This is a genomic window from Tenacibaculum sp. IMCC1, assembly GCF_054906355.1.
Window position 1 is genome coordinate 1285711 of the sequence record NZ_CM142818.1, and the last position, 22223, is coordinate 1307933.

The window sequence follows — 22223 nt, forward strand, 5'->3', positions numbered from 1 at the left end:
GTAAAACGACTATAAAATTCCTTCATCTGCAAAGCTAAAATAAGCTTTTTCAGTAACTATTAAGTGATCTAGTAATTTAATATCTAAGGTAACACCTGCTTGCTTTATTTTTTTAGTGATATCAATATCTGATTTACTTGGTGATAATTTTTCTGAAGGGTGGTTATGACAAACAATTATTCCAATTGCAGAAAGCTCTAAAGCCCTCTTATACAACAACCTTACATCTACCAAAGTAGCAGTAAATCCTCCTTTACTTAATTGGTGTTTTGCTAATACTTTATTTGAGTTATTAAGATATAATACCCAAAATTCTTCGTATTGTAAATCACCTATAAGTGGTTGCATAATTTTTGCTACATCAATAGAACTTTTTATTTTAGGCACACTTGCTCTTCCTACAAACTGTCTTCTTTTACCAAACTCTAAAGCAGTTACCACAGATATTGCTTTTGCCTCCCCTATTCCTTTAAATTTCATTAACTCCTCTATAGATAATTTTGCTAAAGCATTTAAGTCGTTGTTTACTGATAATAATATTCTTTTTGCTAAAGCAACTGCACTTTCATCTCTATTTCCAGAGCCAATCAAAATAGCTACTAATTCGGCATCTGACAATACTGTTTTTCCTTTAGACATTAACTTTTCTCTTGGTCTATCATCTAATGCCCACGATTTAATAGAAATCTTATTCATATTATTTTTTTTCCTTTTCACAGTCTTATAAATACGTAAATAAACGTAGTCGTTTAATTACAAAACTTTAATTGTTTTTTCTTTTAAATTTATAAATATAATTCATTTTTTGCACAACCAAAAGAAGCACAGTATCTTTGCATTCTATCTTTTTTAATTTTTAATATGAAGATTATTATAGCCGGGGCTGGAGACGTTGGTTTTCATTTGGCTAAACTCCTTTCTTACGAAGCACAAGACACATATGTAGTCGATTTTGATGGTGAAAAATTAGAATATCTAAACAATCATTTAGATGTTATCACCAAAAAAGGAGACGCTACCTCTATAAAGTTATTGAAAGAAATAGGTGTAAGCTCTGCCGATTTATTATTAGCAGTTACTGAAAGTCCTAATACAAACTTTACGATTTCTGTAATAGGTAAAGCATTAGGTGTTAAAAAAACAATTGCTAGAATTAGTAATCCTGAATTTTTAAACAACCCTTGTATTAATTTTAAAGATTATGGTGTAGATTTTATGATCTCTCCAGAAGAATTAGCTGCGGAGGAAATTAAGTCTCTACTAAATCAATCTTCGTTTAACGATACTGTAGCCTTTGAAAATGGAGTTTTTAATATCATGGGAACTACACTTGGCTATAAATCTCCTATTTTAGACCTTACTGTTAAAGAAACTAAAGAGAAGTTTTGTTTAGTAGACTTCATTACTATAGCTATAAAACGTGAAGGGACCTCTCAAACAATTATTCCTCGTGGAGATACTGAGTATAAAATAAACGACCAAGTATATTTCTCTGTGCCAAAATATAGTATTGATAAACTATACCCTATCATAGGAAAAGAATATATAGATATTAAAAATGTAATGATCTTGGGAGGAAGCCGTGTTGGAAGAAAAACAGCGAGAAAACTCTGCAAAGATAATTTTAAAGTAAAGCTAATTGAAAAAGATAAAGACAAAGCCTTACAACTTGCAGAAGATTTACGTAATACATTAGTTATTTACGGTGATGGTAGAGATTTAGAATTGCTGGAAGAAGAAAGTATTAGAGAAATGGATGCTTTTGTGGCTGTTACTGGAGACTCTGAGACCAACATCATGTCCTGTTTAGTAGCTAAATCTAAAGGTGTAAAAAAGACAGTAGCTTTAGTAGAGAATATGGATTATATTAACATTTCTCAAACTATTGGTATTGATACGTTAATTAATAAAAAATTAATTGCTGCAAGTAATATTTTCCGTCATATTAGAAAAGGGGAAATTGTAGCCTTAGCTAATCTGCATAATGTTGATGCTGAAGTTTTTGAATTTGAAGTACATCCAGGTGCTAAAGTAACTCAAAAAATCATTAGAGAATTACGCTTTCCTAGAGAAGCCATTATTGGAGGTGTAATTAGAAATGGAGAAGCATTAATGTCTTTTGGTGATTTTCAAATGCAAAGCGGTGATAGAGCCATTGTTTTCTGCTTACCTGAAGCTATAAATATCGTAGAAGACCTATTTAAGTAATGGAAAACCTTAATCTTAAATTAGTCTATCGTTTTTTAGGAGTTACAGCTATCCTGAATGGGTTATTTATGTGGCTTGCCTTACCCATAAGTTTTTATTACAACGAATCCGCTAAATTAGGAATTCTAAATGCCGGAATTATTACGATAGCAATTGGTTCTTTATTGTTTTTTTTCAATAAACCCGATAATAAAAACATTCATAAAAAAGAGGGATACCTTATTGTTACTTTAGGATGGCTTACCTTATCGTTCACAGGAATGCTTCCCTATCTACTCACAGAAAGTATACCGAACGTAACTAATGCTTTTTTTGAAACAATTTCTGGTTACTCAACCACAGGTTCCTCTATTTTAACCGATATAGAATCTATGCCTAAGGGTATTTTATTTTGGCGAAGTTGTACACACTGGATTGGAGGCATGGGAATTATTGTACTTACCATTGCTATTTTACCTTTATTAGGTATCGGAGGTATGCAACTTTTTATGGCTGAAGCCCCAGGTCCTTCTGCTGATAAACTACACCCAAGAATTACTGATACAGCAAAACGCTTATGGTTAATTTATGTATTGTTAACTGCTATTGAATTTTTACTACTAAAAGTAGCTGGAATGACTTGGTTTGATGCTATTAATCATGCTATGGCGACCGTAAGCACGGGTGGATTCTCCACTAAAAATGCTAGTGTAGCTCATTGGAATAATGCTCCATTAATTCAGTACATTATCATCTTTTTCATGTTTATTGCTGGTACTAATTTTGTACTCACCTATTTTGCATTAAAAGGAAAAGTTAGAAAAGTTATACAAAGTGAAGAATTCAAATACTACCTTTTTGGTATTCTTGGAATAGCTACCATTGTAGCTTTAATGATTATCTTTTTTCAAGATCCCAATCTACAAACTACTATAGAACATCCTAAAGTATGGGGTGAAGTAGAAAGTGCAATAAGACATTCTTTATTCTCTGTTATATCTGTAGTGACCACAACTGGTTTTGTTACTGCCGATTTTACAATGTGGAGCTTTTTTGTTACCGCAATATTTTTCTCTTTATTTTTTTTAGGAGGTTCTGCAGGGTCTACATCTGGAGGAGTGAAAATTGTTCGTCACATTATCTTGTTGAAGAATAGCTTTCTTGAATTTAAAAAATCATTACACCCAAATGCCATAATACCTGTTCGTTATGACGGAAAAGCAGTTAATCAAACAATTATATTCAACATACTTTCATTTTTTGTACTCTACATGCTAATTTTTATAATTGGTACTGTTGTTCTAGCCCTTTTAGGTTTAGATATAAAGTCTGCTTTAGGAGCATGCGCTTCTTCATTGGGTAATATCGGACCTGCTATTGGAAGTGTTAGTCCTGTAGACAATTTTAACCATTTATCAGCAGGTGCTAAATGGTTTTGCTCTTTTCTAATGTTAATTGGTCGTCTAGAGCTATTTACTGTGTTAATTTTATTAACTCCTTTTTTCTGGAGAAAAAACTAACTTAAGTAATAAACTTACCTATAAAAAACATCTCTACTTATACGTATATACCTTAAAAGTACACGTTTGCATATTAATCGAATACGCTTAAACAATAGAATTAAAGTTTAGTGCGGTTTGTTTTTATATTTGGTTTATAGAAAACAAATATTCAACATTTAGCAATTTTACACACTTGTAACAAAAAACTATAACCAACAAATAATTAAACAGTTACACAAAGCATATTGTTTTTTTTACTAAATTGTTGTTCTTAACATTAACTACTAAACTTTTTATTTATGGAACCATTTTTAGGTCAAATTACGATGTTCGGAGGAAACTTTGCTCCAAGAGGTTGGGCATTTTGCGATGGACAATTACTGGCAATTTCACAAAACTCTGCTTTATTTTCAATTTTAGGAACCACGTACGGAGGAGACGGAAGAACAACTTTTGCTTTACCCGATTTAAGAGGTAGAGCTCCAATAGGCCCTAGAAATGGCCCTGGCTTAAGTGATTATAGATTGGGTCAAAGAGGAGGGGTAGAAACGGTTACCTTAAACATTACTCAAATGCCAAGTCATAATCATGCAACTCAAAACAATACAGCTGCTGACCAACATATTCAATTAAGTGCTGATGCTGGTATTCGTAGTACTCCTCAGGCAGGAGATGTTCCTGCTGGAGCAAGTTTTGGATCTGGTATTAGTGCCACACCTGTAAATGCTTATGGACCAGCTAACAATACTGTTAATGGACAAACTATTAGTGCTAATGCTGGTTTGAATATACTTAATACAGGTGGAAACCTACCACATACTAATGTACAACCTTACTTAGCTGTTAATTATATTATTGCTTTGGTAGGTGTTTTTCCTTCTAGAAATTAACTTATTTGATAAAATAAAACTCTAGTGAAAATCATTAGAGTTTTATCTGTAAAATTATTTAACCAATCATATACTAAATAAAAATGAAACATCGTTACTTTAAATTCTTATTGAATATACTTGTTTATTTTGTGCTTATTTTTTCTAATAAGCAATTGAACGCTCAGACCCCTAGTACTATGGAATTTGGTTCATCAACTGTGGTTTTAGCAACTGGTACAAATCCTAGTGCTGATCAATCAGTTAATTCTCTATTAAATAGCTTTGATATCTCTAGTACATCTAGTGGCAACATTGTTCTTGCCTTTGCCACAAATGGGAACGGAGTAGGTACTGATGCAATTGGTGGAGCCTCGGATGCTGTATTAGCTTGGGCAGGAAATGGTACTTTTTCTGTTAGTTCTGGAACACTATCAACAGATAGTGGTGGGGAAATAGGTATTACATCAATGCAATTTGCTTACCAACAAGCTATAGGTGGTAGCACACTTGATTTCACATTCATTGGTAAAAAAGATGGTGCAACAGTTGGTACACTTGTCTTAGTAGACCCTGCTCATAACTCTGCTATAAATATAAACTTAGCTTCACCTACTACAGGTTCTTTTTCAGATATTGACGAAATAGTTATAACACCTGCTACTCCTATTTTTGGGGGATTTTCAATAGATGGTATGGTAGTTACATCTGCTTTTTCCAATACAGCACCTGTAATTGGAGGAACAACCGCTGGTCAAAGTGTAAATGATAATAGTACTCTTTCTCCTTTTTCAAGTATCACAACTACAGATGCAGATGGAGATAACTTATCTGCTACCATTACATTAGATAATAATGCAAAAGGAACATTAACAGGTACCGGCCTTATTGGTTCTGGTCCTTATACAATTTCAAGTACTACTCCCGCAGACCTACAATCAAAACTAAGAGCTTTATCGTTTAATCCAACAGACAATAGAACATCAACAACAGAAACGACCACTTTTACAGTAGTTATTAATGATGGTACTGTTGATGATACGGATAACACAACAACTGTGATTTCAAGTGCAGTTGCACCTGCTGTTTCTAGTGTGAGTGTACCTACCAATGTAACTTACGTAACAGGACAAAATTTAGATTTTACCGTAAACTTTGACGAGGATGTAACTGTAAATACTACAGGAGGAATACCGCAAATAGCTATTACCATTGGAGCTACCATACGCCAAGCAACCTACATTAGCGGTAGTGGAACAAGTGCTTTGGTTTTTAGACATACGGTTCTTTCAGGGGATCTTGATACTGATGGTATTGCTGTTGGCTCTTTAGCTGCTAATGGCAGTACTTTAAAAGATTCTGGAGGAAAAGATGCTAATCTAACATTAAATAATGTGGGGGCAACTACTGGTGTATTAGTAGATGCAGTCGCCCCTACTGTAACAAATGTTAATGTACCTGCAAACGCCACTTACATATCAGGTCAAAACTTAGATTTTACTATTAACTTCAATGAAAACGTAATCGTAAACACTACTGGAGGAACTCCTCAATTAAGTATTACAGTAGGAGCAACTACTCGTCAAGCAACCTACATAAGTGGAAGCGGAACAAGTGCTTTACTGTTTAGATATACTATACAATCAGGTGATTTAGATTCTGATGGTATTGCTATTGGTACATTAGCTATAAATGGTGGTACTTTAAAAGACGTCGCTACTAATGATGCTAATCTAATTTTAAATAGTGTTGGAAACACAACCGCTGTATTAGTGGACACAGTTGCTCCCATTATAACAAGTGTTAATGTGCCTTCAAACGCTACTTATGTTACAGGTAATAATCTAGATTTTACCGTTAACTTTAATGAAAATATTATAATCAGTACTACTGGAGGAACTCCTCAATTAAGTATTACAATAGGAGCAACTACTCGTCAAGCAACTTACATCAGTGGAAGCGGAACAAGTGCTTTACTGTTTAGATATACTGTACAGTCAGGTGATTTAGATACTGACGGTATAATGGTTTCTTCTTTAACTGCTAACGGTGGTACTCTAAAAGACACCGCTACTAATGACGCTAACTTAACTTTAAATAGTGTTGGAAGTACAACCGCTATATTAGTAGATACAATTGCTCCTATTGTAACAAGTGTTAATGTGCCTTCAAATGCTACTTATATAGCAGGTAATAATCTGGATTTTACTGTTAATTTTAATGAAAATATTACAATCAGTACTACTGGAGGAGTTCCTCAAGTCGCTATTACTATTGGGGCTACTATACGTCAAGCAACTTACATCAGTGGTAGTGGAACAAGTACTATAGTCTTTAGATACACAGTACAATCAGGTGATTTAGACACTGACGGTATAACGATTTCTACTTTAACTGCTAACGGTGGTACTTTAAAAGACGCCGCCACTAATGACGCTAACTTAACTTTAAATAGTGTTGGAAATACAGCTGGTGTTCTTGTAGGAGTACAAACTATTACTTGGACAGGAGCTAGTGATAATGATTGGAATACAGCTTCAAACTGGGATTCTAATAGTGTTCCATCAACAAATTCTGATATTATTATTCCATCTGGATTAACAAATTATCCAACAGCTTCATCTGCTATTACTTTTAATTCTCTAACAATTAGTAATGGGGCTTCTTTTATACCTCAAAGTACTGTTACTGGTACCGTTACTTATAAAAGAAATTTACCAACTACAAACTGGTATTTAGTATCACCCCCTGTTGCTGGTGAAACTTTAGAAGATATTATTGCTAATCATACCTTGGCTTCTGGTACTGGTGGTAATTTAGGACTTGCTCCTTATAGCAATATTACTGGCCCTGCATGGTTATATGTTCAAAGTGGTAATACAGGAACCATTACTAATGGAATAGGTGTTTCTATTAAATTAGCTACTCCTGGAGAAGTTTCAATCAGTGGAACAGCTAATACTTCTAATATTACTAAAGCTATTTCTACAGGTAGTAGAACTAATTACAACCTTGTAGGAAATCCGTATACATCATACATTAATTCTGCTAGTTTTACAGCTGCTAATTCTGCTGTACTTACCAGCGAAACTATTTGGTTGTGGAATGGAACTCAATACATAACCAAAAACGCTATCAATCCAATTGAAATTGCTCCGGGGCAAGCTTTCTTTGTAGAAGCTGCGGTAAACAATAATGTTATCTTTAGTTCAGCCAACCAAAGTCACCAAAATTCAGATACATTCATGAGACAGGAACCTATTCCTTCAATTGAATTATCTATTGACAATAACGATGTTAAAAGATCTACAGATATCTTTTATGTTTCAGGAAAGACTACAGGATATGATAGAAGTTATGACTCAAAAATGTTTGGGGAAGATACTTCTAACTTAGCTGTTTTTACTGAGCTAATAACTAATAACCAAGGAAAACAATTAGCTATTCAAACATTACCAAACACTAATCATGAAAATATGATTGTTCCTGTAGGTATTAAAGGAAAAGCAGGTGAAAAAATAACCTTTTCAACTATTTCTAAAAATCTACCAGCTAATCTTAAAGTATACTTAGAAGATAGAACAAATAGAGTTTTTACCAATTTATCTGAAGATAATTATACTATAACTCTTACGAATGATACAAACGGTATTGGTCAATTCTATTTGCATACTAGCTCTAAAAAACTTGAAACACCTTCTGTTACCCCTTCATTAGATAATATTAGTATATATAGTTCTTCTAATAATGAAGTTACCATTGTAGGATTGCAAACTAAAGCCAATATAGTTGTTTACTCAATCTTAGGGAAAGAAATTTTAAATCAAAACATAAACTCTAACGGAGTAAGTAAAGTAAGCCTTCCTGAGGTATCTAGTGGTGTATATATTGTAAAGTTAAATTCTGAATTAGGAGAGATCACTAAAAAAATAATCTTAAAATAAGCTAGCTATAAAATCAAGTAATTATGAAGAAAAACATAAAAAAGACTGATACAGATTCTAAAAATATCACTCGCAAAGAAGCTCTAAAAAAAATTGGCGGTTATAGTAAATATGCTGCTTTAACGGCTTTAGGAACTTACATGATTTTAAATCCTCAAAAAGCACAAGCACAAAGCGCCCCAGAAGATCCTGGTAGTGGATTTTAATCTTAAAAACTTCATCCAAAAAACCTCGATAAAATTATCGAGGTTTTTTATCTTTAGTCAATCATGATAAATAAAATAATTAAACGAAACATAGATAATAAAAGTATTGTTTGGTTTCAAGATAACAATGAATATCTTGTTGTAGATCCTCTTGTGGCTGAAATACTCTCTCTTTTAGATCAAAACGTTGATAAGCAAGAGATAACTACTCAGATTACTAAACAAGTTGATATTACTTATAAAGAAGCGTTCAATTTAGTTATAGATATTGAGACTTTACTTATCTCTTCAAAAGAAACTAACAATAAAAGCAAAGTTCATCCTGTAGTTAAACCAACATCTTTTGCTTCAATAAAATATTATAAAATAAAGGATATAATTTTAAAAGTGAAATATGCTTCTGACATAGAAACTTCTCTAATTCATCCTAAGTTTGCTCATTTAGAAACTGAAGAAACTAAAAATATCAATCATAAATTTGAAATCTTTAGTAATGACAATAGCATTTCTCTCTCCGTAGATGATATTGTTATTGATACTTGGAGCTTGAGAGAAGTACATTATTTCCAGGGCAAATTTTCTATGGAATTAGTACAAAAAGTCCATAAAAAAAATGAAGATGAATGGATGGGTGTTTTTCATGCTTCAGCAGTTAGTAATAACAATAATTCTATTTTATTTTTAGGAGACTCTGGAAATGGAAAAAGTACATCTTTAGCATTATTACAAGCCAATGGTTTTACTTGTTTAGCCGATGATTTTGTACCTGTTGACAACTCTTTAAATGTACACAGTTTTCCTTCTGCTATATCTATCAAGAAGAATAGTCTAGAAACCTTACTTCCAATATATCCTGAGCTAAAAACATCCGCCGAATATCATTTTAAAAGACTAAATAAAATTGTTCGTTATCTGCCTACAAATAATCATGATTACTCTTTAAAGTTACCTTGCAAAGCTTTAATTTTTATTAAGTATCAAAAAAACAGTGGTTTAATCATTGATAAAATTTCAAATATTACAGCCTTTGAACAGTTAGTTCCTGATTCTTGGTTGTCTCCAATATCTCAAAATGCAGGGCTTTTCTTGGATTGGTTTGAAAAGCTACCATGCTATCAATTAACCTATTCTGATAATCAAAAAATGATTACTACTGTCAAAAATATCTTTGCTGATGAATTATAAAGAAACCCTTTTATTTGTTGCAAAATGTTTAACAATCACTCATGAAAGAGACAATTGTAAACTGGTTGAAGAAAAAATAAAAAATAATACGGTTGATTGGAACACTATAGTTAAAGTAAGTACAGCTCAATATGTGTTTCCTGCTTTATATTGTAATTTAAAACGAGCTGACTTCTTACACTATTTACCAACTGATTTAGTAGAGTACATGCAACACATTACTGGTCTAAACAGAAAACGAAATGAACATATTATAGCTGAAGCTAAAGAAATCAACGAGCTTTTGCTCTCAAATAATATCACTCCTATTTTTTTAAAAGGAACTGGTAATTTACTTGAAGGTTTATATGAAGATATTGCTGAACGTATGGTGGGAGATATTGATTTTTTGGTAAACCCTAAAAGCTTTCACTCCACTGTCAACCTTCTTAAAAAAAACGGATATATAGAAAAAACTCCCCACTATATAGATAATACAGTCTTAAATAGACACTATCCAAAAATAACTAAGAAAGGTAAAATTGCTGCAATTGAAGTTCATTACAAAATGATTTCTAATGAGAAAGGGTTTGACTTTAATTTTATTGAAAAAAGTGTAAATAAACTAGCTAATAAGACCACCGTTCTTTCTTATGGGAACCAAGTTCTCTTAACTAGTTTTAACAAGCAAGTCAACGACAAGGGGCAATGGACTAAAACTATCTCTTTAAGAAACTCTTATGACCTTTATAGGTTATCTAAAAAAACCTCTGTAAAAACCGTTTTAAACAATTTTGATCATTCAGAGTCCAGTTATTTAAAAAACTTTCTCGCAGCTACTAACTACATATTTAACTCTCCTCAATCATTAGAATATAACAAAACTCATAAATCTGAGAAATACATCAAAAAAGTGATTTTCTTTATGAATACCCCTAAAAAAAGCACTCATAATAAAAGAAAATGGGAATTATACTTTTTATACAAACACCGTTTTTCTATTATTTTAAAGTCTTTTTATGTAAAAGAATATAGGAAATATCTGTTTGATAAACTTTTTAATCAACCAAACTCCTAACCTCATCAAAATCTAAACCGCCATAATTACCAGAACTCATTAGTAACAAAGCAGTATTTTCAAGATTTTTACTAAATAAGAAGCCTTTAAACTCTTGTGGATTCGTATAAATTATCAAATCATCTCGTTCAAACGCTTTAGCTATTTGCTCTTCAGAAACTTCTTCTAACTGTTTAATTTTTACAGCATGGGGAGAATAAAACACTACTGCTTTGTCTGCTTTATCTAAAGCTCCTTTGTATTCTGATAAAAACTCAGCATTTAAGCTCGAGTAGGTATGCAACTCTAAACATGCTAACAAAGTTCTATTTGAGTATTGATCTTTAACCGCTCCTGTCGTAGCCGCAACTTTGGAGGGTGAATGTGCAAAATCTTTAAACACAACTGTTGAAGAATTTTCAGCAACCTTTTCCAAACGTTTACTTGCACCTTTAAAGCTTGCTATCGCTTCATAAAACTCATCTTCATCAATTCCCATGTGTTGACAAATCCACTTTGCTCCTGCCAAATTTTGTAAGTTATGTTCTCCAAAAATTTCTAACGGCAAATCTCCTTCTTCAGTTTCCAAATAAGTAATTCCATTATCAATAAAATAATGTGGGGTTTTATAAGGATATTTTTTTATCGGGTGACTAGAACTTTCTACAACTTCTTTTAAAATCGCATCTTCCTCATTATACACCATAATTCCACCATTCGTTAAAGAATCTGTAAAAATTGAAAACTGTTCAACATAGTTTTCAAACGTTGGGAACACATTGATATGATCCCAAGCAATTCCACTTAACAATGCAATATTCGGTTTGTACAAATGAAACTTCGGGCGCATATCTATAGGAGAACTTAAATACTCATCACCTTCCAGAACAATAAACTCATTTTCTTCGGTTAAATGTACCATTGTATCAAAACCATCTAACTGAGCCCCTACCATGTAATCTACTTCCCTATCATGATAATTCAACACATGTAAAACCATAGAAGTAATTGTTGTTTTTCCATGAGAACCACCTATAACCACACGAGTTTTATCTTTAGACTGCTCATATAAGAATTCTGGATATGAATAAATTTTCACTCCAAGTTCTTGCGCTTTTAATAACTCTGAGTTATCTTTTTTTGCATGCATTCCTAAAATTACAGCATCTAAATCAGCGGTTATTTTTTCTGGAAACCAACCAAACTCATTCGGTAATAAACCTTTATTTGCTAAACGAGTTTTTGACGGGTCATGAATTGTATCATCACTTCCTGTTATTTGGTATCCTTTTTGTTGTAATGCGATTGCTAGGTTATGCATTGCGCTACCTCCGATAGCTATAAAGTGAATTTTCATAGTGTTGTTATCTGTAATGTAAGCCTCAAAAATACAAAACCAAGCGAGAATTTTAAGTATCTTTAAATCGAAACTCATTAAATAGCTATGTTAACTCACTCAAATAGTATCTTTACAAACTTTAACTTGTAAAAAACTACTGTTTTTAAGTGTTTTGTTCATATAAATTTACGATTAGCATCAAAAAATATAGATAAATGAAAAGAATAACCCCTATTTTACTAATGATTTTATTTTCAACCTTAGCACACGCCCAAGAAAACTATGCCAACCTATGGGAAAAGGTGCACAAGCTTGAAGCTGAAAACTTACCTAAATCTGCTTTAAAAATAGTAAACACTATTTACGATAAAGCTGAAAAAAGTAACAATGCTCCTCAAATTATAAAATCATTGTTTTATAAAAGTAAGTATGCTCTAACTTTAGAAGAAAATGCGCAATTAAAAATTATTGATGAGTTTAAACAACAAATTAATCAACATAATTTTCCGACGAAAAATGTATTAGAAAATGTATTAGCTAACTTATACTGGCAGTATTTTAATCAAAATAGATGGAAATTTTACAATCGTACCCAAACACAAGAAAAAGTAGATGGAAATGATTTTAGAACATGGGACTTAAATACGTTGTTTGCTGAAATTCATTGTCACTATCAAAATTCTTTAGAAAATGAATCTGCACTACAAAAAACAGACATTTATACTTTTAAAGATATTATTCAAGCAGAAAAAGACTCTAAAAAATACCGCCCTACCCTATTTGATTTTTTAGCGCACAATGCCTTAGAGTTTTATAAAACCACAGAAACTAACATCACAAAGCCTACTTATCAATTTAAAATTGATAACGCTTTATACTTAAGTGAAGCTGATAAGTTTTCTGCTTTAAACCTCACTACAAAAGATGATTTATCATTACAGTTTAATGCCTTAAAAATCTATCAAAAATTAATAACCTTTCATTTAAAAAACAAGAATCTTAATGCGGTTGTGGATGCTGACATTCAACGATTACAGTTTGTTAAGCAGCATATAACCTTAAATAACAAACAAGAGTTATTATTACAAACACTAAAAACATCAGTTAATAATTACAAAAACAATGAAGTTTTTGGATTGTATAGTTATGAAATAGCTAGAATTTATAATCAACAAGCTGGATCTTTTAAGACCAAAAAAAACGAAGACTTTCGTTTTAAAAACAGAGAAGCACTTGCTATCTGTAAAAAGGTTATTAAACAATTTCCTAAAAGTTTAGCCGCTGAAAAATGTGAAGCTTTACAACAACAAATCACGGCTACATCTCTCAGTATTCTTTCTGAAAAATTTGTACCCATCCAATCTCACTCTAGGTTACTAGTTACTTACAATAATATTGACAAGCTGTACTTCTCTGCTTATAAAATTGATCATAAACAATTAGAAGAGCTTCAAAAAAATCACAAAGAAGAAGAACGCTTTAACTTTATAAAAAAGCTTACAAAAGCTACTTCATGGAATAGTAACTTACGAAATGAAAAAGATTATTTATTACACACAACTGAGGTAGTAGTTCCCGAATTAACTCAAGGAAATTATTTAATCATAGCACACCAGAATGATACTTTTAACTCTGAAGACTTATATGCTACTGCTCATTTACAAGCAACCAATTTAGTTTTGGTTGAAAATAATAATGATGGTGTAAAAACCTACCAAGTTGTTGATAGAAATACTGGAAAGCCTGTTAAAGACGCTGAATTATTATTACAAAACAAGCAACATAGGTATGGAAAATCGATTCACAAAAAAATAACAACTGATAAAAACGGATTTGCTTCTTTTAAAAGTGATGCTAGTTATGGTAATGTGTACGTTACTGTAACACATAAAAACGATTCAGCAGTTTTTGGTAACTATTACCTGAATAAATACCAAAAACAAGCCTCTCCAACTACAAATGATAATCGTATAAATATTAAATCTTTTATTTTTACTAATAGAAGCATTTATCGACCAGGACAAACTGTATACTTTAAAGGAATTTCTATAAAATTTTCTAAAAACAACTCTAATGCTTTATCTAATAAAGATGTAAATATAAAAGTTGTCGATGCCTCTAGAAATAATGTTACAGACCTAAAATTAAAAACTAATGATTTTGGTTCTTTTTCTGGAACATTTGTTATTCCCAACAATGGGGTAACTGGCGAATTTTCTATTAGAACTAGTGTAGAAAATCAACTAAACTTTTTCCCTTTTCAAGTAGAAGAATATAAGCGTCCTAAGTTTAAAACAGAATTTAAACCTGTAACAAAAACCTATAAGTTACATGACAGCATTACAGTAAACGGATTTGCAAAAGCTTTTGCTGGTTCAACTATCACAGATGCTAAAGTAGTATATCGCGTGCATCGTAAAGTACAATACCCTATTTGGTGGTACTGGCGTAAACCTCAGTTTACTTCAGAAGCACAAGAAATTACACACGGTGAATTAACAACTGATGCACAAGGTAACTTTTCAATTACTTTCAAAGCCTTACCTGATGAAAGTGTAAACAAAGAAAACTTACCTGTTTTTGAATATGAAATCACAGCTGGTGTTACCGATGTTAATGGAGAAACTCGCTCAGCAACCTCTATTGTAAAAGTTGGGTATCATGCATTACTTGCTACTTTACAAATTCCTTCTACAATACATAAATCGGACAAGGAAACAACAATTGAAATATCAAGTAAAAATTTAAACGGGGAATTTGCACCTGCTAAAGGAAGCATTAAAGTATACAAATTACAAGCTCCTAAAAATCCGTTACGTAAAAGACCTTGGAATACTCCAGATTATCAAGACATTTCGGAAAGTGAGTTTAGAAACTTATTTCCTCATGAAGCTTACACTTCGGAAGAACAAAATCCTCATAATTGGAAAAAAGAAAAATTAGTATTTGAGCAAAATTTCAATACAGAAGAATCTAAACAAATTATACTTAACAACTATAAAAAATGGGCTTCTGGTAAATACATAACCGTATTAAGTTCTAAAGATAAGTTTGGACAAGATGTTACAGACAAAGCTCTTTTTACAATAATTGATAACAAAGAAAAAAGTGTAACCGACAATCAGTTGTTCACGTATAACACAAATAAAACAACTTACAAACCAAATGACATTGCTGAGTTACAAATTGGTTCTGCTTCAAAAAATGTTACGGTTATAGTTCAAATAGAAAAGAATCATACCATCGTAAACACAGAGCTTATTCATTTAAATAACAAAATCAAAACAATTGAAGTTCCTGTTACGAAACAAGATGTTGGCGGGTTTGTTATCAAATATTACTTTGTGAATTACAATAGTTTTGTAAGTGGAATCATTCCTATTTCTGTTCCAAATGAACAAGATAACATTACTATAGAAACCAATACGTTTAGAGATAAATTACAACCTGGAACTCAAGAAACTTGGAGTTTCACTATTAAAAATGATAAAAACAACAAAGTAGCTGCAGAAGTTTTAGCGAGCATGTACGATGCTTCTTTAGATGAATTCAAAGCACATAATTGGCAATTTAATCCAATTAGAACTTCAACCTATTATTCTTACGGCAGCAGTGCAAATGCTTACCAAAGTTTTGGCAATGAGCATTTCAGGGTTTTTAATAGAAACTACCCTAATAGTTATTATCCAACTCAACAATACGATCGCTTAAATTGGTTTGGATTTAGCTTCGGAAGAAACAGAAATATTCTTTTGAGAGGAGCTTCTAAGAGGTTAAAAAATGGGATTTCGGAACCAGAAGCTATTATGGAAGAAGCTGATAGTGTCGTTAGAATTCGAGGAAATGCTTCGGCAACCGGTAAAAACACTCCTATCTACATCGTAGATGGAAAAGTTGTTGATTCATTTAATATCTCTAGTAACGATATTGTATCTTCTACTGTTTTAAAGGCTAATGAAGCCATTGCTTTATATGGTGAGAAAGCAAAATTTGGCGCTATTGTTATTATTACAAAAGATGGTCAATCAAAAATAGATAACGAATTGGCTAATGTAAAAGCTAGAAAAAACCTTCAAGAAACTGCTTTTTTCTATCCTCATTTACAAACCGATAAAGAAGGGAATATCACATTTAGCTTCACCACTCCAGAGGCTTTAACACGATGGAAATTGCAGCTATTAGCACACACAAAAGAATTGCAATCTGCTACCAAAACATTAACTACTGTTACTCAAAAAGAGTTAATGGTAATGCCTAATACTCCTAGATTCTTAAGAGAAGGAGATCAAATTACATTCAGCTCTAAAATTGCAAACATTTCTGATAAAAACTTAGAAGGTACAGCACAACTTATATTAACTGATGCTATTACAGGAAAAGAAATCAACCTGTTAAGTAATTCTTCTAAAAATCAGTCTTTCTGTGTTGATTCTAACGGAAACACGAATGTATCTTGGAACTTATCAATTCCTGATACTTATCAAGCAATTCAATATAAAGTAATTGCCAAGGCAGGAGATTTTTCTGATGGAGAACAAAATGTGTTACCAGTATTATCAAACCGAATGTTAGTTACAGAAACGCTACCTATGTGGGTTCGTTCAAATCAAACCAAAACATTCACATTAGATAAACTAAAAAATCAAACTTCGACTACGCTCAGCCACCATAAATTAACGTTAGAAGTAACTTCTAATCCTGCTTGGTACGCTGTACAGGCTTTACCCTATTTAATGGAATACCCGTACGAGTGTAGTGAACAAACATTTGCTCGTTATTATGCAAACACACTCGCTAGTCATATTGCAAATTCAAATCCAAGAATACAAGAGGTGTTCAATGCTTGGAAATCTTCAGACGCTTTATTGAGTAACTTAGAAAAAAATCAAGAGTTAAAGTCGTTGATTATCCAGGAAACTCCTTGGTTACGTGATGCTCAATCAGAGACAGAACAAAAGAAGCGTATTGCTTTGTTATTTGATTTAAACAAAATGAAAAACGAACAACAAAACGCTATTAATAAACTACTGCAAATGCAGTTAAGCAATGGAGGATTCCCTTGGTTTAAAGGGAATGATAAACCTAATGTTTATATAACGAATCATATTGCTACTGGTTTTGGACATTTACAAAAATTAGGTATTGATAATAAAGATGATTCTTTACAGAAAATGCTTGTGGATGCTATTCACTTTTTAGATGCTGAAATTGAACATACCTACAAGAAGTTATTAGAAAGTGCTGAACGCATTAAAGCTGAAAAAGGACAAAAAGAATACACTAAGTATCTGAAAAAAAACCACCTAAACTACTTTATTATTCAGTATTTATACATGCGTTCTTTTTATACAAATATTGAAGTTAACGATACGGCAAAAACCGCTTTTGAATATTACAAAAATCAAACAGCAACTTACTGGAAAGAGTTTAGTTTATACGGAAAAGGACAAATTGCCCTGCTACAATTTAGAAGCGGTAATACATCAATTGCTGATAAAATTTTAAAATCTTTAAGAGAGAACAGTATTACTTCTGATGAATTAGGAATGTATTGGAAAGAAAATCAACCGAGTTGGTATTGGCACCAAGCCCCTATTGAAACCCAATCGTTGTTAATTGAAGCTTTTTCAGAAATTGAAAATGATATTCAAACTGTTGATAATCTAAAAATATGGTTACTAAAAAATAAACAAACCAATCGTTGGAAAACTACCAAAGCAACTACTGAAGCTGTATATGCATTATTATTACAAGGTAGTGATTGGATTTCGGTAACTGATATGGTAGATGTAACAATTGGAGAAAAAACAATCAATCCTTCTAAATTAGAAGACACAAAAGTTGAAGCGGGTACTGGTTATTTAAAAACCTCTTGGAATGGTTCTGAAATCACTCCTAATATGAGTACAGTTAGCATTACTAAAAAAGGAAAAGGTATTGCTTGGGGTGGATTGTATTGGCAATATTTTGAAGATTTAGATAAAATTACCTCTGCTAAAACACCTTTACAGTTAAAGAAAAAACTATTTAAAAAAGTAAATACTAATGCGGGTAAACAACTTCAAAAAATTACAGAAAATACACAATTAAATGTAGGAGATTTAATGACTGTTAGAATTGAACTTCGCTCTGATAGAGATATGGAATTTGTACACATGAAAGATATGAGAGTAAGCGGAGTTGAACCTATTAACGTATTATCACAATACAAATGGCAAGATGGTTTAGGGTATTATGAAAGTACAAAAGATGCTGCAACAAATTTCTTTTTCGATCGTTTACCTAAAGGAGTATATGTATTTGAGTATGATGTTCGTGTAAATAATGCAGGAAACTTTAGTAACGGAATCACAACTATTCAAAGTATGTATGCTCCCGAGTTTAGTAGTCATTCAAAAGGAGAAAGGTTACTAATTAAGTAAAATAATTTATCTTAGCATTCACAAAACACTAAATTAAAAATTATGAAGAAAATCTTTTTATTCATCGGTTTTTTAACCATTTCATTTTTCACTGCAAATGCACAAGAAATTTCAAATAACGCAATAGGTCTTCGTTTAGGTGATAATGATGGTTTTGGAGCTGAAATAACTTACCAACGTAGATTAAGTGATGCCAATCGTTTGGAAATAGATTTAGGTTTACGTAACGGTAGTAATTATGACGGCTTTAAAGCTACTGGTTTATATCAATGGGTATGGCAATTAGAAAATCGTTTTAACTGGTATGCTGGTGCTGGTGGTGGTCTTGGGCATTGGAATGTAAAAAATGTAGATGCCTCAGAAACCTATATTTTCGCAGCTGGTGTTGTTGGTATTGAATATAATTTTGATATTCCTTTGATGTTGTCATTAGATTATAGACCAGAAATTGGTTTTGGTGATTATTATGACGGGTTCAACTCTGACTTTGGTTTAAGTATCCGTTACCAATTCTAAAAAAACGTTAAACTACATATAACAAAAGCCTCCAAATTAATTTGGAGGCTTTTTTATTTTAAAACTTCAAAAGTTAAATATCAAATGTTTTTAAAAGGTAATTTTTATATTAAATAAAGAATACTTAAACATTATAAAAACCTCAACCAATTAACATATAATCAACCTTATGTATAAGTTTTAATAATTTTTTACTAACAAATTTGAAATCTTGTTGCTAGTTATCGTAAATAATTTCGCCGTGGACAATTCACTAAAGATTTCAAAATGAAAAAAATAATACTAATTACACTTTGCTTGGTAAGTATTTTAGGATACTCACAAAGCAAATCCGGTTTAAAAGGAAGAGTTTTAGACGAAACCAATCAACCTTTACCTGGAGCTACTATTAGCATTCCTTCTTTACAAGTTGGGTTTTCTACCGACTTTAATGGAAATTATGAACTTTTAAATATTCCTGTAGGAAATTACGAGGTTCAAATATCATTTTTAGGTTATCAAACCCTAACAGAAAACATTACGCTTACAAACAATATTCAATCTAAAAACTTTTCGCTAACACCTAAAATAGATAGGTTGGATGAAGTTGTTATTAAAGGAAGTATTGGGAAAGGGCAAGCTAAAGCCTTAAATCAACAAAAAAACAAAGAGAATATAACCAACATTATTTCTGCCGATCAAGTAGGAAAGTTCCCTGATGCCAATATTGGTGATGCCTTAAAACGTGTTCCTGGTATTTCTATGCAAAACGACCAAGGAGAAGCTAGAGATATAGTTATTCGCGGATTAGCTCCTCAATTAAACTCGGTAACCTTAAACGGTGACAGAATTCCATCTGCTGAAGGAGATAACCGTAGAGTTCAAATGGACTTAATTCCTTCAGACATGATTCAAACTATTGAAGTTAACAAAGCAGTAACTCCTGATATGGAAGGAGACGCTATTGGTGGCTCTGTTAATTTAGTTACACGTTCTGCTCCTACTACTTTTAGAGCTTTCGTTGCTGGTTCTTACGGACAAAATCCTGTAAGAAATACGCCTAACTATAATGTTTCTGCTTTGGTTGCTAACAGAGCTTTTAAAGACAAACTAGGCTATGTAATCAATGCTTCATACAACTCTAACGATTATGGTTCAGATAATGTTGAGTTTGAGTGGGAAAAAGAAAACAACAAAACATACATTGGTGAACACGATATTAGACGTTACGATGTAAAAAGAAATAGAATGAGTGTTTCCGCCAACTTAGACTGGACACCTGACAACAACAATACGCTTTTCTTTAAATCAATGTACAACCAAAGAAACGATTATGAAAACCGTTATAGAGTGCGTTTTAGAAAAATAGACGAACCAGATGCTACAGGATTATCAAAAGCTGAAGTACGTCGTCAAACTAAAGGAGGTATCAACAATGATACGAATGACAACACACGTTTAGAGCGCCAAAGCACTTACAATATATCTGTAGGTGGAGAACATATTATTTTCGGAAACATTAAGTTGAACTGGAAAACAGGAACTGCTAAAGCAAAAGAAGAGCGTCCAGACGAACGTTACATAAGCTTTGAGAATGATGATATTGAAGTTATGCAAGACTTTTCGCGAACAAACTTCCCAGTATTACGACCAACAAACAATGACTTTAACGATCCTTCAACTTTTGATTACAAAGAAGTAACCCAACAACAAGGATTTACACAAGAACGTAAAATCAATTCTAATTTTGATGTCTTGGCTCCTATCAATGCTACAGGAGCTTACAAAAACTCTTTAAAATTTGGTTTTAAGTACAAGTACAAAGAAAAAGTAAGAGATAATAGCTTTTATGAGTATGATTTAGAAGATCAATTTCCGACCATGAATACTACCACTACTAAAGATTATACTATTAATGGTTATTTAGCAGGTGACGATTATAAATCAGGTCTTTTCGTTTCAAAAGAATTTTTAGGAAATTTAAACCTAACAGGTGGTGAACTTGTATTAGATGAATTTGTTCCTGAAAACTACGATGCTAATGAAAATATTTATGCTGCATACGGAATGTTACAACAAAACTTAGGTAACAACTTTTCTTTTATTGCTGGGGTAAGAGTTGAAAAAACAACAATAGATTATAACGGTTTTGCTATTGATGTTGAAACAGCTAATGATTTAAGTGATGTAACTAAAACATCAGGAACTCGAAACTATACCAATTGGTTACCTAACCTACAAGCTAAATACAATATTGATAAAAATACTATTGTTAGAGCTGCTTGGACAAATACTATTGCGAGACCTAACTATTACGATTTAGTTCCTTATAGAAACATTAATAGTGATGATATTGAAGCTGAGTATGGAAACCCTAATTTAGAACCAACTGAAGCGATGAACTTTGATTTAATGTTTGAACACTATTTTAGTAATGTCGGAATTATATCAGCTGGAGTTTTTTATAAAGATTTAGATAAATTTATTTACAATTCAGTTACTGAAGAACCAATTACCGTTGGGGGTATTACAGAAACTTATGATGTTACACGACCTTTTAACGGAGGTACTGCCGAAATTTATGGTTTTGAAGTGGCTTTACAACGTAAATTAAACTTCTTACCTGGCTTCTTAAGAAACTTAACTGTGTATGGTAACTATACCTATACAGACTCTAAAACAGATGGTATTGCCGACAGAGAAGATGGGTTACCTTTGGCCGGTGCTGTTAAAAACATGTTTAACGGATCGTTAGCCTATGAAAGTTCTAAACTATCAATTAGAGCCTCTTTAAACTTTGCTGATGATTATATTTTTGAATATGGAGACGATGCTTTTACGGATGTATTTTATGACGAACAATTGTTTGTAGACCTAAATGCTTCTTACCGTATTACTAAAAACTTACAAATCTTCGCTGAAGCGAAAAACTTAACCAATCAAGAATTACGCTTTTACCAAGGAGCAAAACACCAAACAATGCAAGCTGAGTTTTATAACTATAACTGGAATGCTGGTTTAAAATACAATTTTTAAGA

12 protein-coding genes are annotated in these 22223 nt (G+C 32.2%); 10 read left to right on the top strand and 2 right to left on the bottom strand.

Features of this window, described 5'->3' with window-relative positions:
- Positions 1-9: 9 nt before the first annotated feature.
- The gene (gene radC / locus ACXIHB_RS06025) at positions 10-696 is read right to left on the bottom strand and encodes a RadC family protein (protein WP_047789851.1); all 687 of its coding nucleotides are present in this window, start codon (positions 694-696) and stop codon (positions 10-12) included.
- A 165-nt stretch (positions 697-861) separates the two neighbouring features.
- Here radC and trkA point away from each other — a divergent pair, with 165 nt between their 5' ends.
- The 7 genes from trkA to ACXIHB_RS06060 all read left to right on the top strand — a co-directional run bounded on the left by trkA (position 862) and on the right by ACXIHB_RS06060 (position 10950).
- Positions 862-2208, top strand: a complete 1347-nt coding sequence (trkA, locus tag ACXIHB_RS06030) for a Trk system potassium transporter TrkA (RefSeq protein WP_047789852.1) — start codon at positions 862-864, stop codon at positions 2206-2208.
- Positions 2208-3707, top strand: coding sequence for a TrkH family potassium uptake protein (locus tag ACXIHB_RS06035; protein WP_159613088.1), 1500 nt, complete (start codon positions 2208-2210; stop codon positions 3705-3707). The genes trkA and ACXIHB_RS06035 overlap by 1 nt, the downstream gene beginning before the upstream one ends.
- 281 nt (positions 3708-3988) lie before the next feature.
- Positions 3989-4579 carry a phage tail protein gene (locus ACXIHB_RS06040; protein WP_047789854.1) on the top strand — a complete coding sequence of 197 codons (591 nt, stop codon included), beginning with the start codon at positions 3989-3991 and terminating at the stop codon, positions 4577-4579.
- A gap of 179 nt (positions 4580-4758) precedes the next feature.
- Positions 4759-8502 carry a beta strand repeat-containing protein gene (locus tag ACXIHB_RS06045; protein WP_462099174.1) on the top strand — a complete coding sequence of 1248 codons (3744 nt, stop codon included), beginning with the start codon at positions 4759-4761 and terminating at the stop codon, positions 8500-8502.
- Between the two features lie 23 nt (positions 8503-8525).
- Positions 8526-8708 carry a hypothetical protein gene (locus ACXIHB_RS06050; RefSeq protein ID WP_047789856.1) on the top strand — a complete coding sequence of 61 codons (183 nt, stop codon included), beginning with the start codon at positions 8526-8528 and terminating at the stop codon, positions 8706-8708.
- A gap of 63 nt (positions 8709-8771) precedes the next feature.
- The gene (locus ACXIHB_RS06055; RefSeq protein ID WP_462099175.1) at positions 8772-9893 is read left to right on the top strand and encodes a hypothetical protein; all 1122 of its coding nucleotides are present in this window, start codon (positions 8772-8774) and stop codon (positions 9891-9893) included.
- Complete coding sequence (locus ACXIHB_RS06060; protein ID WP_462099176.1) at positions 9883-10950, top strand: nucleotidyltransferase domain-containing protein; 1068 nt, start codon at positions 9883-9885, stop codon at positions 10948-10950. Before ACXIHB_RS06055 ends, ACXIHB_RS06060 begins: the two co-directional genes overlap by 11 nt.
- Here ACXIHB_RS06060 and ACXIHB_RS06065 read toward each other — a convergent pair.
- Positions 10931-12286, bottom strand: coding sequence for a UDP-N-acetylmuramate--L-alanine ligase (locus tag ACXIHB_RS06065; RefSeq protein WP_462099332.1), 1356 nt, complete (start codon positions 12284-12286; stop codon positions 10931-10933). The two genes, ACXIHB_RS06060 and ACXIHB_RS06065, sit on opposite strands and share 20 nt — an antisense overlap.
- A 197-nt stretch (positions 12287-12483) precedes the next feature.
- On the opposite strand from ACXIHB_RS06065, the gene ACXIHB_RS06070 reads away from it, so the two are divergent.
- From ACXIHB_RS06070 to ACXIHB_RS06080, 3 genes are all read left to right on the top strand, one after another.
- Positions 12484-18690 (top strand): alpha-2-macroglobulin family protein, encoded by a 6207-nt coding sequence (locus ACXIHB_RS06070; RefSeq protein ID WP_462099177.1) that lies wholly within the window; start codon positions 12484-12486, stop codon positions 18688-18690.
- A 42-nt stretch (positions 18691-18732) separates the two neighbouring features.
- The gene (locus ACXIHB_RS06075) at positions 18733-19206 is read left to right on the top strand and encodes a hypothetical protein (RefSeq protein WP_159613098.1); all 474 of its coding nucleotides are present in this window, start codon (positions 18733-18735) and stop codon (positions 19204-19206) included.
- 267 nt (positions 19207-19473) lie between these two features.
- Entirely contained in the window at positions 19474-22221 is a 2748-nt protein-coding gene (locus tag ACXIHB_RS06080; RefSeq protein ID WP_462099178.1) for a TonB-dependent receptor, read from the top strand.
- Positions 22222-22223 lie beyond the last annotated feature (2 nt).